This window comes from Algoriphagus confluentis (assembly GCF_036245625.1).
GTDB classification, from domain to species: Bacteria; Bacteroidota; Bacteroidia; order Cytophagales; family Cyclobacteriaceae; genus Algoriphagus; species Algoriphagus confluentis.
In genome coordinates this window covers 288339-302904 of the sequence record NZ_BTPD01000007.1, presented here as the reverse complement: position 1 = coordinate 302904, position 14566 = coordinate 288339, and the positions used below count along the sequence as shown (strand labels likewise).

At 44.3% G+C, this 14566-nt stretch carries 13 protein-coding genes; 6 read left to right on the top strand and 7 right to left on the bottom strand.

Annotation, left to right across the window (positions count from 1 at the left end; genetic code table 11):
* Nucleotides 1-3: 3 nt before the first annotated feature.
* The 7 genes from AAA943_RS12635 to AAA943_RS12605 form a co-directional block, all read right to left on the bottom strand.
* On the bottom strand, nt 4-1482 hold the full coding sequence (locus AAA943_RS12635) for a hypothetical protein (RefSeq protein WP_338224619.1): 1479 nt from the start codon (nt 1480-1482) through the stop codon (nt 4-6).
* A gap of 233 nt (nt 1483-1715) precedes the next feature.
* Nucleotides 1716-2504, bottom strand: a complete 789-nt coding sequence (locus AAA943_RS12630) for a hypothetical protein (protein ID WP_338224618.1) — start codon at nt 2502-2504, stop codon at nt 1716-1718.
* 546 nt (nt 2505-3050) lie between these two features.
* Complete coding sequence (locus AAA943_RS12625; RefSeq protein WP_338224617.1) at nt 3051-3179, bottom strand: hypothetical protein; 129 nt, start codon at nt 3177-3179, stop codon at nt 3051-3053.
* A 1389-nt stretch (nt 3180-4568) separates the two neighbouring features.
* Nucleotides 4569-5372, bottom strand: coding sequence for a GIY-YIG nuclease family protein (locus tag AAA943_RS12620; protein ID WP_338224616.1), 804 nt, complete (start codon nt 5370-5372; stop codon nt 4569-4571).
* Nucleotides 5373-5394: 22 nt separating this feature from the next.
* Nucleotides 5395-6030, bottom strand: coding sequence for a hypothetical protein (locus AAA943_RS12615; protein WP_338224615.1), 636 nt, complete (start codon nt 6028-6030; stop codon nt 5395-5397).
* Nucleotides 6031-6565: 535 nt separating this feature from the next.
* Complete coding sequence (locus tag AAA943_RS12610) at nt 6566-6979, bottom strand: hypothetical protein (RefSeq protein WP_338224614.1); 414 nt, start codon at nt 6977-6979, stop codon at nt 6566-6568.
* Nucleotides 6976-7161: a hypothetical protein gene (locus AAA943_RS12605; protein ID WP_338224613.1), complete on the bottom strand. Its 186-nt coding sequence runs from the start codon at nt 7159-7161 to the stop codon at nt 6976-6978. Before AAA943_RS12605 ends, AAA943_RS12610 begins: the two co-directional genes overlap by 4 nt.
* A 174-nt stretch (nt 7162-7335) precedes the next feature.
* Between AAA943_RS12605 and AAA943_RS12600 the strand changes: the two genes are divergently transcribed.
* From AAA943_RS12600 to AAA943_RS12575, 6 genes are all read left to right on the top strand, one after another.
* Nucleotides 7336-8034 (top strand): SIR2 family NAD-dependent protein deacylase, encoded by a 699-nt coding sequence (locus AAA943_RS12600; protein WP_338224612.1) that lies wholly within the window; start codon nt 7336-7338, stop codon nt 8032-8034.
* A gap of 517 nt (nt 8035-8551) precedes the next feature.
* Nucleotides 8552-9892 carry a flavin-containing monooxygenase gene (locus AAA943_RS12595; protein WP_338224611.1) on the top strand — a complete coding sequence of 447 codons (1341 nt, stop codon included), beginning with the start codon at nt 8552-8554 and terminating at the stop codon, nt 9890-9892.
* A gap of 4 nt (nt 9893-9896) precedes the next feature.
* Nucleotides 9897-11009 carry a serine hydrolase domain-containing protein gene (locus AAA943_RS12590; RefSeq protein ID WP_338224610.1) on the top strand — a complete coding sequence of 371 codons (1113 nt, stop codon included), beginning with the start codon at nt 9897-9899 and terminating at the stop codon, nt 11007-11009.
* Entirely contained in the window at nt 11006-12340 is a 1335-nt protein-coding gene (locus AAA943_RS12585) for a YfcC family protein (RefSeq protein ID WP_338224609.1), read from the top strand. Before AAA943_RS12590 ends, AAA943_RS12585 begins: the two co-directional genes overlap by 4 nt.
* A gap of 22 nt (nt 12341-12362) precedes the next feature.
* Nucleotides 12363-13382: an L-glyceraldehyde 3-phosphate reductase gene (mgrA, locus tag AAA943_RS12580; protein WP_338224608.1), complete on the top strand. Its 1020-nt coding sequence runs from the start codon at nt 12363-12365 to the stop codon at nt 13380-13382.
* Nucleotides 13382-14557 (top strand): MFS transporter, encoded by a 1176-nt coding sequence (locus tag AAA943_RS12575; protein WP_338224607.1) that lies wholly within the window; start codon nt 13382-13384, stop codon nt 14555-14557. Before mgrA ends, AAA943_RS12575 begins: the two co-directional genes overlap by 1 nt.
* Nucleotides 14558-14566 lie beyond the last annotated feature (9 nt).

Sequence of the window (14566 nt, the reverse complement as noted above, 5' to 3'; positions counted from 1 at the left end):
CTATTAATTTAATTTTTTAAAATAAAAGCTGTAGCCTATCAACAGGCCAATATTGGAATACGCAGCCTCGGTAATGATGAGAGATCCTTCAAGCGGTGGATTAGGATCTGAATCTGAAAAACTGTTTTCCTGGAAATAACTATCCGTACTGCCAAAACTGTAGACAAGACCTAAAGTCAGGTTGCTCTGATTCTTATTGATGATGCCCCCGAAAGTAATATGGAATATATCCCATTGGGTAAATTCAGTGGTGATCTGGGTACCTAAGGCAGGCTCTGGATCATAAAAACTGAAATCAGAGCGAAAACTCCCCATCAAATCCAAGACGGGATTGATCCTCCGCTGCAGTCCTAACGAGAAATTGGTGACAGCCTGCATGGCCGTTTCCACATTAAGAAAATCGGAACTGCTTATCCCCGGCAATAGGTCAGGCCTGATCAAAATATTGGGCTCAACTTCAATAATCCGGTAGGGATCAATTGCCGAAAAATGGGTAACATTCAGACTGATTGTATTTTTCCCCCAAGTTTTGTGCGCACCTAACCCAATTTCAAATGGTGACTTGTACTTGGCCTTAAGCTTTTCCTGCCGGTCTGAGGCATAGGCAGATTGCCTTTGGCCTGTTTGAGGATTGAGAACATTCACTAGCGTCAGGTCCTCAGAGATGGTCCCATTTCCAAGCCAACTCAGGCCGGGACTGGTCACAGTCAACCCCAGCCCTAAACCCTCCCCCTGATAGTTGAGCCCTGCCTTGAGTGCAGTTCGGACAGTAAAATAATTGACAAACTCATGCTGACTTCTGGAGATTAGTAAAGGAGTGGATTGGTTGGTGAGGGTTTTCCCTGAAAAACGATAAGAATAATCCACGGATCGAAAGGTGTTGAGTAGAGATAGGCCGATACCGAGATTGGAGTTTATTTTTTTGCTGATGCCCAAAGCCAGGGTAGTCTCTTGGAGTCTATTGGAAATCGCCGACTCTGCCAAAATTTCCTCCTGTCCAGGGCTTTCTGCTTCCTCGATGAGATCACTGAGGCGATCGATCCGGGCTACTCCATTAAACTTAAAATTGACCGGAGTCAATAAGCCGTAGTTGATCTGGAAGCTGTTTTTGAGACGAAAAGCCCCACTGATGAGAAGTGGAATCGTATTGAATTGAAGCCCTTTGAAATCTGCCTGCTCTCCCAATGCATTCTCCACCCGGATATTTTCCAACCCGTACAGATTGGCATTCAAGGTAAGGGTAGTCGTATCCAAGAATGCCAAATTGCCTGGGTTGTAAAATACCCCGGCATTGTCCACGGTATCAGTCAAAACAGCCCCTCCTAACAGAGCCGCTCTTGTACCAAATTGATTGCCCCAATGATGCGTATCCTGGGCCAAGGCAGGGGAGTGAGGCAGTCCCGCTAAATAGGTGGTCAAGAGAAAGAAAAGTACTCCCAATTTCACCTTACCTCCCACTACAAATTCTAAAAGATCTATCATAAATGATTAGAAAAATTCAATTTATAACTAAACTACTGAATAAAATCGAAAAAAAACCACATAAAACAAATAGAAATTCTAAAGCCATTCCTGATTATTCCAGCTAGATGGGTCAGGTTAAAACCCTCTGACTACTGAATATTTCATCCTAATCCGTATAGGCCACAGCTAAATTCAATTAAAATTAGCTTATCTCCTTCAGAATAATTTGACTTCGAAAAAGAGTTTTGCAATCATTTAGGGAAAAGCAACACAAATACCGCTCTCCAGCCCCAGTCGGCCTTGCCTCCTTCCGGTGCTGCCAGATTCAGTCTGGGACCGACAGCAAACTGAATTTTTTGAGAACCGAGCGCAGTCACCCCACTAACCGTGGGATTGAGCCAAAGGGTCGTTTGGTCGGAAATCCAGTTTTGCGTCCATTCCAGATTTCCACCCAATCCTGCCCCTGAAGCCCAGTTGTAAACCAAAAAGGGCTGAACAAACAGCTGACTGACCTCAGACCTATCCGGGTCTCCGGCTACAGACCACAATTGATTGGCCAATGCGCCGATAGTCCATCCATTGATTTGTTTTAAAGCCACTGCTGTAGGGCCCATTCCAAATTGGTTTGTAGTCAAAAAATCATTAGTGCCCACAGGAAGCAAAAAGGCAGGTCCTACTCCCCACGTTAGTTTTTCTGAATTCTTGGGGGAAAAGAAAGCAGAAAGCACGGCATCTCCCAGCCCGGATTGCTTTTGCCCCTCCCCGGTGATGTTGTATTGAGTGATGATCGGCAGAACTACCCGGGTGATCATGTTCAGATTTTTGCCTACGGAAACGGGGACCACCGGCTGAAAATTGAGCGTATTTCGAGTACCACCAAAAGTTCCAATCCCATAGTCAGTGTTATTCTGAAAGGGAACCGAAATCAGAGAGGAAACCGGATTGGCGAGTTTTTTGGCCAGTTCGGCAGCGTCATCCTGAGCGAAGGCGGGAAGTGCAAAAATCAGAGAAAAGACAAAGAAGCTTAGCTGTTTTTTCATAGGTGGGAAAGAGTAATTAGTATTCAAGATAGCCATTTCCGACTTCTTCTTTATGAAAAGAGTAAAAATAGACCTTACAACTTGCCTGCTCTTTTCAATTCGTTACACCTTCGGATTGATTTATTGGAAAATTGAAAAATTCAAGGTTGAAAAGTGGGAAAGTTGAAAAGTTGAAAAGTGCTTTCATTTAAACTTCTGGTTCAAGTCTCCGGATGGTTTATTGAAAAATTGGAAAATTTGAAGATGTAAGGTTGCAAAGTGGGAAAGTTGAAAAGTTGAAAAGTGCTTCCATTAAAACTTCTGGTTCAAGTCTCCGGATTGTGTATTGAAAAATTGAAAAATTTAAAGATTGGAAGATTCAAAGTGGGAAAGTGGTAAGGTTGAAAGGTGGGAAAGAGCTTCCAATAATACTACTGGTTCAAGTCTCCTGACCTGCCTTCATCAGGCGGGCCTGCCCGACACAGGCGGGCCTGCCGGACACAGGCGGGCCTGCCCGACACAGGCGGGCCTGCCCGACGGAGGCGGGCTTGGACCTCCATGCAACTCCTACCAAGCCACACCAGAGGGACCCAGGCTGAAAGCCTGATTTATGATAGCCCGGAGCGGATAAGCTCCGGGGTAAGGTGGTAGATCCACATAGACCATGAGGTCTGTAAGACCGATTTGGTTTGTCATTTTTGATTTTTGTCGGCCCTTCAGGCCTAACTGAGATCAGGAGGATCGCAAAACCCAGCCCTGGCGGACTGGGTTGGTATAAATCGGCCTTTCAGGCCTGACTGATGATCAATTGGTTCAAGTCTCCTGACCTGCCTTCATCAGGCGGGCCTGCCCGACACAGGCGGGCCTGCCCGACGGAGGCGGGCTTGGAACCAACATAAAGGATTTTTTTGGCTAAAGCCCCATTGGAATCAAAACCTAAGAAAGGAATGGGCTAAAGCCGCATTCCTATTCAAATGCCAATTTTATTTGAATTGTGTTGCCTCCTGCTTCAGCTGGAGGCTGAAATAAGGAGAAAAAAATTTAATGGGCTTTAGCCCAATTGGTTCAAGTCTCCCGACCTGCCTTCAGCAGGCGGGCCTGCCTGTAGCAGGAAGGCTTGGACCAATTATCGCTTAGATTAAGTGCCAAAGGCCTGCCTGACCGTCAGGCAGGCACGACCTGTAAAAGCAAGGAATGGAATGCCTTGCCCAAGATTGAACTGAAAAGTAGAGCCCTGTAGGGGCGACCTATACTGATCGCATCTACAGGTGTTTTACCCTCGGCGTCACTGCGAGCCTGTCTGCCGACAAGGCAGGGAGGAACGACGAATCAGTCTTCAAGTAGTTGGGCAAGCAATCCTTAAAGTTCGACCCTCCCGAAATCGCTGCGCTGATCGGGACTGTGGCTTCGGGGTCGGGAGAACCTTGAAGATTGATCTATGATTTCCACGGGTTGGGGTTCGCAAACTTACCCACCAACCCGCGGCTATTGAAAAGTTTGACCCCTTATCAGGGGTCGGATACGAAACCAATGATAGAATTCAGATCGATGTCCACGAAGTGGTCAAACTTTTGAACAGCCCCCGGTAGAACCGGGGGTTGGAATGAATGGTCGTTTTTGGCTTGGGCAACCCTGCAAGGGTTGAACTTATGGAAAAGGGAATTTCATCCCGACAGTTGTACGGGATCCAAAGGATATAAAAAGATAGATGCTCCCGTATAGCATTCGGGACTAAGCTTAGACCGACGCTTAATCTACACTCAGAAGGGGGGAAGTAATGCCACATTCCCATTCATAGCCGATAGGCTTCAAAACCGACCCAGAATGGGTCAAATGTTTATAGGAATCGGAAATAGTAATAGGGTTCGACCCCATCGGGGTCGTATGGAAAATCCACAGGGCATTGGCTATAAACATTCAATCCCTTCGGGATTAGGATGGAATTACAAATTCAACCTGCGTCCACAGAACCTCAAAGTTGATTGGCAATAGACTAAGCCGAGGAGGGGGATCCAAAGGATATAAAAGCGTAGATGCTCCTGTACAGCAGTCGGGACTAACCTTAGACTATCGCTTAATCTACACTCAGAGGAGTCTTGCATCAATCATTTCAAAAGTTTTCATCTTATGATCCAATTCTTCCAAATCGGCTGCCCTTAGATCAAACCATTCCCCTCTTATATTTTTTATTTTAAATTTTTCCTGAAGGATGGTCTCCATTTCTGGTGGTGAAATCCAAGCTGTCAAAATATTAATCATTGGGTCATTGGCTCGTATTGTAGATTCCGAAACTCCCTTTAATCTCATTTCAAGCTTCTTTTTAGTCCTTCCTATTTTTACTTTATCCTCTCTTCTATCATACATAAGATAAATTTTACTTTCACCGTCATTATTTGGCCCATATTGATCTCTTTCAAAAAATGACCGGTAAAATTCTAAAATGTTAAACCTCAAGACATAATCGATACCCTTTTTATGTGATGGCATTACAATGGATGCAGACTCAAAGTCCAAGACATGTTTTGGAATACAAATTATTCCAAATGTTTCATAAAGCTGGATAATTTTTGATTGAAAAGTATTGAAGATTACAAGTTGATTAAGATCGGAGAAATCTTGCTCTAATATTTTGGAAAATCTTAATGTTTGTAAATCTCTATCTTTTAAATTTCTACCTGATTTCAATATTACACCTTTAAGCTCTTTTTCATTTGAAATAAATAATAGAGAATAGGAATCGATGGTATTGATATTTTCAAGAATTAATCCAAAAAAATACTTTTCAAATCCTTCAACAACATTATTAAGTTCAGGATTATTGGTTTCTCTTAAAAATCTCAGAATGGTTTCTTCAGAGATTAAGTGAATTATTTCATCAAGATTATCCATAGGATTTTTTTTGTGTAAAATATCATTCAAGATAACCCCGATAAAAAAGATCATTAACCAAATCTTCCTCATTTTTTTCTGAAACATACCAAAATTCTGGACCTTCTGATTGTTTAAGTAAAAATTCTTTTAATTCTAGAAAGGATTGTTGTCTATCTTTTATTCTTTTAAAATAGTGCTTTGAATTATAAATTCCATTATCTATGTTCTCAGAAAATGCTGATTTTAATAAAATGTAATTTACAATTGACACAATAATTGAAAATAAAATGGTAACTGACAAACTTGTATAATGGCTTTTTTCAAATTCAAAATCTTCAAAAAGGATTCCTGTTAATTCAAAAACGGAGATTCTGTCAATCCAAAACAAAAACAAAAAACTAACAATACTTGGAACAAGAATTAAAAAAATTAAATTAACTTCCAATCTCACACTATAGTACAATGATTTATATAATCCAAAATTTCCATATTTATCTTTTTTTACAAGATAGTTAATCATTAAAATTGTACACAACAATCCTATCGAAATTAAAACATTAAATAATAATGTTAAAAAAGACAAAATTAATGCACATAAAAAGACAAACAAACCTTGCTTAAACAAGAATAATTTTAAGTCCATCTTTGCTTTACTTATAAAATTCTTCTTTCCCATATTAATGTTTTTTTATGAAGCCCCCACCCCATCAATTTCCTTCATCACTCTATCTGTCTCGACCAATGCCTTTATAATCCGCTGATAGTGCATGATATCTTCGAAATCGAGAACTCGGCCTTTGCGGTCTTTGAGCCATTTTTGGGCGGGGATATAAGGGCATAATTGTAAAATCCGCCCAGTCAAAGGAATAGTCTATACTCTTTAAGGAGGTTGCTATTTCTTTTTTGGTTTCGAAGGTTTATTTGGCAGTTTGACTTGGCCTTCTTTTAGAGGACGTTTTGGACTAGACGTTTTTTTTGCCATTCTTTTGTTATTAATTAATTTATTTAGATGGTTTAATTGGCTTTGGAGGGATTTTCGGCTGCCCTCCAGTTTTTTCAGGTTGAGGAGTTGATATTATAGGCTTGCCTCTCATAATTACTTTTTGTTGGTATTCGGTTTAGGTGTTGAAGCTGGCTTTTGTGGTAATTTTCCTATTCCTTTTTGAAGTGGAGCACTATTAGGTGTCGTGTTATTTTGTTTTTTTGCCATTTTATAAAGATTTATATGCGAATAAAATAAAGAAGATAATTGCCAAAATCAGGAATCCTAAAGAAATCAAATTTAAGGTATTTGTTATCCTGTCTAATTTATCACTTTTCTCAACCTTACCTAATATCTCTAAATCAATGGATTTCATTGAGGTCAAGTGAGAAATTAGAATCAACAAAAGTGAAACCGTAAAAGAAATCCAAGTTAGCAATAAAAAGCATTTTGAAATTTGATCTATTTCTCCAGTTAATTTCTCAATAAAACTCAACGATAAAGTGAGCCCTCCACCTGATAATATTACAATTAATCGATCAAATTCTCTTCCTGAATATCTTCTTGTTTCCAAGTTGAAATCCTCCCTTTTATCCTTTTCCTGAATCTCCTTCAATTGAGATTTTAATAATTTCTTTTTCACCCCTCACCCCCTTCCACAATCCTAATCTCCTCCTCCGTCAATCCATACAACTCATACACCAAGGCATCGATCTCCCAGTCGATGCGGTCAATGTCGGCTTGGAGGGCATGGAACTTGCTGAATCTTCTTCCGACGGAAGAGATTCGCCCGCATAATGAATTCTGAAAAAAGGTTTGGTTCATTTTTTATCCAGTTTTTCGGGTCTTTTAAAAATTACTTCCTAAATATAAAACATCGCTGAAAACTAAAAAGTAGGAATTTACAAAACCGTCAAAAAACTTGTCGCTTGCTGTCGGGCATTGGTCCTTCACGGGGATATTTTGCTATTTTTCAGCTCCAATCCTATCTCTTGGCCCATGCCCCGAAAAACCCTCCTTGTCCTCTCCGGTGCCGGTGTCTCTGCCGAAAGCGGCATCCGGACCTTTCGCGATTCCAATGGTCTCTGGGAAAACCATGACGTGATGGAAGTGGCTTCCCCCGAGGGCTGGAGAAGAAACCGGGCCCTGGTCTTGCACTTCTACAATCAGCGGAGAAAGCAGGCCCGGGACTGCCAGCCCAATGCCGCTCACCTAGCCCTTGCCCGACTAGAGCAGCACCTCCAAGTCAAAATCATCACCCAAAACGTGGATGACCTCCACGAGAGGGCGGGTTCCTCCACGGTGCTCCATCTGCACGGGGAGCTCCGCAAGGCCCAAAGCACGCTTGACCCCAAATTGGTCTATGACTTGGATCATTGGGAAATCAAAGAGGGAGACAAATGCGAGAAAGGGAGTCAGTTGAGGCCTTTTATCGTCTGGTTTGGGGAGGCTGTGCCCATGATGTATCCGGCTATGGAGTGGATGGAGCAGGCAGATTTCATGCTGATCATTGGCACCTCTATGCAGGTCTATCCCGCAGCCAGTCTGATTGACTATGCTCCGGCTCATGCCAAAAAGTACCTGATCGATCCCAATCCTCCGGGGAGTTATTTACGATCAGTTGAGGTAATCCCAGAACCTGCCACGGTGGGAATTCGGAGGTTTGAGGAGAAGATATTGAGGGAAATTGAATCTTGATTTGCGATTTACAAGAATATTTCGAACTCCAGCCATTTATTGGTATAGATCGAACTTTTTAACCCCCCTAGCCCCTCCCGAATCAAGTTCGGGACAGGCTCTAGAGGGGGGAGTTGCCCAATACTGCACCTCAGGCCTATTCTTACAACTTTTCAACTTTTCAACTTCGGTCTCCCGTCTTCGGTCTCCCGTCTTCGGTCTCCCGTCTTCCATCTTCGGTCCCAATCATCGGTCATCCGACATCGGACATCGGACTTTTTAACCCCCCTAGCCCCTCCCGAATCAAGGCCGGGACAGGCTCTAGAGGGGGGAGTTGCCCAATACTGCACTTCAGGCTTATTCTTACAACTTTACAACTTTACCACTTTTCAACTTTACCACTTTTCAACTTCGGTCTCCCGTCTCCGATCTCCCATCTCCCATCCGCCATCATCCAAATCTTCCCCTTTCAACCTTCCACTCTTTCAATCTTTTTCCCTAGATTAAATGCCCAAACCCAAAGTAAATACTGAAAGAAATGAAGCGGAAAGTAGCGGTAATCGGAGCAGGACCCTCTGGAATCACTGCCCTGAAGAATTTGCTGGATCAAGGAATAGAAGCCGTAGCCTTTGACCGAAATAAGGACGTAGGCGGAAACTGGATCTATTCGGAAGACGAAAGTCATTCGAGTGTCTTTGAGACCACTCACATCATCTCTTCCAAGACGCTCTCACAATATGCCGACTTTACCTTTGACGAATTTGACCCGGAGGCAGCGGATTATCCATCTCACGACACGCTGAGAAGGTATTTTCAGGCCTATGCGGCTAAATTCAACTTATATCCCCATATCCGCTTTGGCACTATGGTCAAACACTGTCGATGGATAGATGAAAACACCTGGGAAATCACTACCGAGAAAGACGGAGTCATCAGCAAAGAACTCTTCACCGACCTTGCTGTAGCCAATGGACATCATTGGAAGCCGCGATATCCTGAATATCCGGGAGAGTTTACCGGAGAATTCCTCCACTCCCATCATTTCAAAAAAGCAGCTCCTTTTGAAGGTAAGCGGGTTTTGGTCATCGGTGGGGGCAACTCCGCCTGCGATGTGGCAGTAGAGACCAGCCGGGTATCCGAAAGCACAGCTATCAGCTGGAGAAGAGGATATTGGATCGCACCGAAGTTCTTTTTCGGTAAGCCATCAGACAAAGTGGCCGAAGGCACCAAGTGGCTCCCGGTCAAAGTACGATCCTTTTTCAATGAACTCCTGCTGAAGTTTTTCTGGGGAGATTACAAAAACTACGGCTTGAGGCCCATCACGGTGCCTTTTGGTGCTACCCATCCCACAATCAATGACGAGCTGATGCATAAAATCCGTCACGGGAAAGTCAAACCCAGAATGGATATCAAAAGCTTTGAAGGGAAAAAGGTCATTTTCGAAGACGGAAAAGAGGAGGAATATGACTCTGTAATTGCTTGTACTGGCTATTGGCTAAGCCATCCTTTCTTTGACCCGGATTTTATAGACTATTCCAAAGGCCCCGTGCCGCTATACCTGAAAATGTTCCACCCGACCATCACTAATCTGTATTTTATCGGTATGTTTCAGCCGTTAGGCTGTATTTGGCCAGGGGCCGAGCTGCAAAGTAAGCTCATGGCACAGGAACTCATCGGCAAGTGGAAACGACCAAAAAATATCAAGGAACTCTGTGAACGGGAAGTTTCGCACCCTCATTACCGACAGATCGACACCCCAAGACATACAATTACGGTAGATTATCACCTGTTTGTCAAGGAACTGAAAAAGGAGCTGCCTGCTGATTTTGTGTCCAAAACTCCGGTTTCGGCCCGGGAAAATCTGCTCCAATCCTCCTAATCTTATGAATCGGAAAATCAAATACCTTGGATACGGATTGGTTTTCTGGTTCCTGCTTTTTTTGGTTTGGGAGTGGACCAAAAGTCACCCCAAAGTCAGACTCCAACCGGTAAGTTTTCCAAAAACAGGAGAAGAGAGGCTGGATTCACTTTTTTCCCAAAGTCTAACCGAATACCTAATCCCTGGGCTAGCAGTAGGCATAGTCCTTGAGGGAAAGGTAATTTATCTAAGGGCTTTCGGCTATGAAAATCTGGAAACCAAGGACTCTATGAGTCTAAAAAGCAGAATTCCTGTTGCCTCTGTTTCCAAGATTTTTACAGCGTTGACCCTCGCACAAATCGGGCAGGAAAGAGGATTCTCCATGGATGCCTTGATTGGGGATCTTTTAATCCCAGAAGCAGGAAGGGAGGATAATTTGGGGTCAGTTACCTTGGCACGATTTCTTACCCACACTTCGGGATTTCGGGATCCCGGATTGATTGCCCGGCTTTTACACGGGGAAAAAGACAGACCCCTTGCTCAAGTTTTGAATCAGATTCCCCAAAAAAGGGGACCTGAAGATTCTTTGCACTACGCTGATATCAATTTTGATATTCTAGGCTTTGGATTGGAAAAATTCCAGAAAACACCTTTTGAGCAAGTAGCGCAAGAAGGGGCTCTTTCCATTGCAGGAATGAAACATTCGAGTTTTGTCAAGGAATGGCCCGAGCCCGGAAACTCCATGCAGGGTTATGAAAAGACTTTTCTCTGGAAACGAATTCAGCCCAACAAAATCCGTTTTGAACGTAGCCCCTCTCCATCCTCAGGTTTGGTGACAACCCCGGAAGATTTGGCAATGGCCTTGGTCCATCTGGGAAGAGGAAAAATGGGGGACTTCCAGCAGGAATTGGACTGGTTGACTTTATCCTCCGGAAAACTGGCCGGTTTTCAATATTTTCAGCTCAAGGGACACGAGTTTGGCGGACACTATGGGGGACAGGCAGGTTACAGTTCCTTATTTGCTTTTTCCCATGAATTGGAGCTGGGATTTTTTGTACTTACCAATTCCAAAGACCTCTCAGACCACAGAAAACAAATCGCAGAAAGACTCATATCCACTCTTGCATTAAGCCCATGAAACTCACTTTTCCCGATCCACTTGTCATACTTTTGTCTTTTATCCTCCTTGCGGGAATAGCCACCTACCTCATCCCTTCAGGGAGTTTTGACAGGATTATCAATGAAGAAACAGGCAGAGAAGTCGTCGTGCCGGGAAGTTTTCATCCGATTGATGATATCAATCTCAGCTTGGGAGAAATTATTTTGGCTATTCCTGAAGGGATAATCAACGGAGTGGATATCATTGTACTGATCCTTTTCATAGGAGGTGCCTTTTACATTGTTGAGAAATCAGGGGCTCTGCAGTCAGGAATTGAAGCGTTAATTTACTCCTTCCGTAATTCCCGATTCCTGCTTTTTTACCTTTTGGGTTTGGTGTTTGCCTTTGGAGGGGCTACTATATCCATGCAGGAGGAGATCATCCCAATGGTGCCGATTATGGTGGTTTTGGCCAGAAAGCTGAATTACGATCTCAGGTCCATTGTCGCACTGACTCTTGGGTCTGCCTTAGTGGGAGCGGCTTTCTCTCCGATCAATCCTTTTGTTGGTTTGCTGGCGCAAAAAATAGCCGAATTGGAGCCATTTTCCGGATCAGTTTTCCGGATTGGATTTTGGCTGATTGCTGTCTTGGGATGGATCACATTTCATCGATTGGCAGGCAAAAAGCAAGGAGAAATCAGTCAGGAAAGCGGTCTCAAACCCAGTCCGATCTCAGGCAGCCATGCCCTGATTCTATTCTTGGCCTTCGGTGGAATCGGCCTGATGGCCTATGGGATTACCGTGTGGGATTGGGGATACAATGAAATGTCCGCCCTGTTTTTTGTAGTCGGTATAGCCTGTGGTCTGATTGGAAAAATGGGGTTAAATGGTACTGCAAGAGCCTATGTTCAGGGGTTCAGAGAGATGATTTTTGCAGGAATCATTGTCGGCTTAGCTAGGAGTATTTTTATTATTTTGGAAAAAGGTTCCATTATCGATCCCATCATCCAAGGTCTTTTTTCCCCACTGGAAAACCTTCCCGATTCGGTCGCGGTAATCGGAATGTACCTCAGTCAAGCTATGATCCACTTGCCGGTACCGAGTACTTCCGGGCAGGCTGCATTGACCATTCCTTTGGCGGCCCCACTAACAGACCTGCTTCAAATCAGCCGACAGGTTTCGGTGCTTACCTATCAATATGCCTCAGCACTGATGGACATCGTGACTCCGACCAATGGGGGAATGATGGCGATCATTGCCGCCGGTGGAATCAATTTCAAGGATTGGATAGCTTACATTTGGAAAAGCTGGGTTTTTATCAGCATTTTCGCAATCGCCATCTGCCTTTTGGGCATCCTTTGGTTTGGCTGATTCAAGAAAAATAATCTTACTCATGCATATCAACGACCACGAACCTTTACTCCCTTACCTTCCCCAAGCTGACCGCTACGATCGGATGAACTACCGCTTTTGCGGCAAGAGTGGCCTGAGACTTCCAGAAATCAGTCTCGGTCTCTGGCACAACTTCGGGCACAATGCCGATTTCACTTTAGGAAGAAAAATCCTGAGAAGAGCCTTTGACTTGGGAATTTGTCATTTTGATCTAGCCAATAATTACGGACCACCCTTTGGGTCTGCGGAGGAAAACTTTGGCAGAATCCTCAAAAAGGACTTTCTCCCCTATCGGGATGAGCTGCTCATCTCTTCCAAAGCTGGCTGGGATATGTGGCCGGGACCTTATGGGAATTTTGGTTCCAAAAAATACCTCATTGCCAGCTGTGACCAAAGCCTGAAGCGGATGGGATTGGACTATGTGGACATCTTTTACCATCACCGACCTGACCCGGATACTCCACTGGAAGAGACCATGGGCGCTCTCGCCCAACTGCACCGTCAGGGAAAAGCGCTCTACGTGGGGATTTCACAATACTCTGCCGAAGATACCGCCAAAGCCTATGATATTCTGGCTTCTATGGGTGTGCCATTGCTGATTCATCAGCCCCGATACAGCATGCTGGATCGCTGGGTGGAAAACGGCCTTTTGGATGTCTTGGGGCAAAAAGGAATCGGTAGCATTGCCTTTTCTCCTTTGGAGCAAGGCCTTCTCACAGATAAGTATCTCAAAGGAATCCCTGCTGACTCCCGCGCTGCAAAAGATGGTCGCTACCTCAAACCCGAACAGATCGCTCCCGAGAAGCTCAGTCTCATTTCACAACTGAATGAGATTGCAAAAAAAAGAGGTCAAAGTCTAGCTCAAATGGCTATCGCTTGGCTTCTCAAAGACCCCCGAATCACCTCCGTATTGATCGGTGTGTCCAAGCCTGAGCAACTGGATGATAACGTGGCTTCGGTAGCGAATACGAAATTTTCCTCTGAAGAAACCAACCTAATTCAATCCATCCTCAAAGGCTGATGCCCAAAATTCGCTCACAAAGAAGTGCCCTGATTCTGATCGTTATCGCTCAGTTTTTGGGCACTTCTCTTTGGTTTGCAGGCAATGCTGCGGCTCCGGAATGGGAAGTACTTTTGGGAAAAGAAGGCATTGTGCCCATTCTCACCTCGGTGGTCCAATTGGGCTTTATTTCCGGGACTTTTCTCTATGCTTTAGGGTCCATACCTGATCGGAATTCTCCTGTGAAAGTGTTTTTCTTCAGTGCGATATTGGCTTCTATCTCCAATCTGATGATTTTAGTTTTTCCTTTCTCCTACCCCTCTCTGTTGATTCTCCGATTTCTGGTGGGTTTCTTCCTAGCTGGGATTTATCCTGTGGGGATGAAGATTGCGGCGGATTACTTTGAAAAAGGGCTGGGTGTAGCTTTGGGTTTTTTAGTCGGAGCATTGGTCTTGGGCACCGCATTTCCCTTTTTGCTGAAAGGATTGGGAATCACCATTTCCTGGAAAATCATCCTCTTCGCCACTTCTTTGCTGGCCATCTTAGGAGGAGCATTAATTGGCTTTCTGGTCCCCAATGGCCCCTTTCGCAAGAGTAATCCCAAATTTGACCCAGGCCTCCTTCCCCAACTTGCCAAAAACAATGCCCTGAAAGCCTCCGCCGGAGGATATTTCGGACATATGTGGGAGCTATACACCTTTTGGGCTTTTCTTCCCGCTTTGATCTTGACCTTGACTCAAGAGGCTGTTTCCTCTTCCCAATCTGCCTATTGGACTTTTTTGGTCATTGCCTCTGGAGGGATTTCCTGTGCATTAGGGGGCTGGATTGCACAAAAAAAAGGAAGTCAAGAGGTCGCCCTTTTCAGCCTGTTTGGCTCGGGGCTGTGTGGAGTGCTTCTTCTGATCTTTCCGGAAATCCCGTTGATCTGGGTATTGCCCTTTATGTTGGTTTGGGGAATGTTGGTCACAGCAGACTCCCCGCAGTTCTCCACTCTGGTAGCTCAAAGCGTCTCGCCAGAGCATAGAGGCACAGCCTTGACTTTGGTTAATTCCCTGGGTTTTGCACTCACCATACTGAGTATTTACCTAACGACTTGGCTAATTTCTGAAATTGGGGTCAGAGTGGCGCTCGGTCTGCTTTCCATCGGTCCATTGGTTGGTATTTCCATTTATTCCCGATTCAAAAAAAAGTCATGAAAACACAAA

Excerpts from the sequence above, each read along its gene's own strand:
- AAA943_RS12595 (WP_338224611.1), top strand. The coding sequence starts at position 8,552 with ATGAAGCGGAAAGTAGCGGTAATCGGAGCAGGACCCTCTGGAATCACT.
- AAA943_RS12605 (WP_338224613.1), bottom strand. The coding sequence starts at position 7,161 with ATGAACCAAACCTTTTTTCAGAATTCATTATGCGGGCGAATCTCTTCC.
- AAA943_RS12600 (WP_338224612.1), top strand. The coding sequence starts at position 7,336 with ATGCCCCGAAAAACCCTCCTTGTCCTCTCCGGTGCCGGTGTCTCTGCC.
- AAA943_RS12630 (WP_338224618.1), bottom strand. The coding sequence starts at position 2,504 with ATGAAAAAACAGCTAAGCTTCTTTGTCTTTTCTCTGATTTTTGCACTT.
- AAA943_RS12615 (WP_338224615.1), bottom strand. The coding sequence starts at position 6,030 with ATGGGAAAGAAGAATTTTATAAGTAAAGCAAAGATGGACTTAAAATTA.
- mgrA (WP_338224608.1), top strand. The coding sequence starts at position 12,363 with ATGCATATCAACGACCACGAACCTTTACTCCCTTACCTTCCCCAAGCT.
- AAA943_RS12620 (WP_338224616.1), bottom strand. The coding sequence starts at position 5,372 with ATGGATAATCTTGATGAAATAATTCACTTAATCTCTGAAGAAACCATT.
- AAA943_RS12590 (WP_338224610.1), top strand. The coding sequence starts at position 9,897 with ATGAATCGGAAAATCAAATACCTTGGATACGGATTGGTTTTCTGGTTC.
- AAA943_RS12585 (WP_338224609.1), top strand. The coding sequence starts at position 11,006 with ATGAAACTCACTTTTCCCGATCCACTTGTCATACTTTTGTCTTTTATC.
- AAA943_RS12635 (WP_338224619.1), bottom strand. The coding sequence starts at position 1,482 with ATGATAGATCTTTTAGAATTTGTAGTGGGAGGTAAGGTGAAATTGGGA.
- AAA943_RS12575 (WP_338224607.1), top strand. The coding sequence starts at position 13,382 with ATGCCCAAAATTCGCTCACAAAGAAGTGCCCTGATTCTGATCGTTATC.
- AAA943_RS12625 (WP_338224617.1), bottom strand. The coding sequence starts at position 3,179 with ATGACAAACCAAATCGGTCTTACAGACCTCATGGTCTATGTGGATCTA.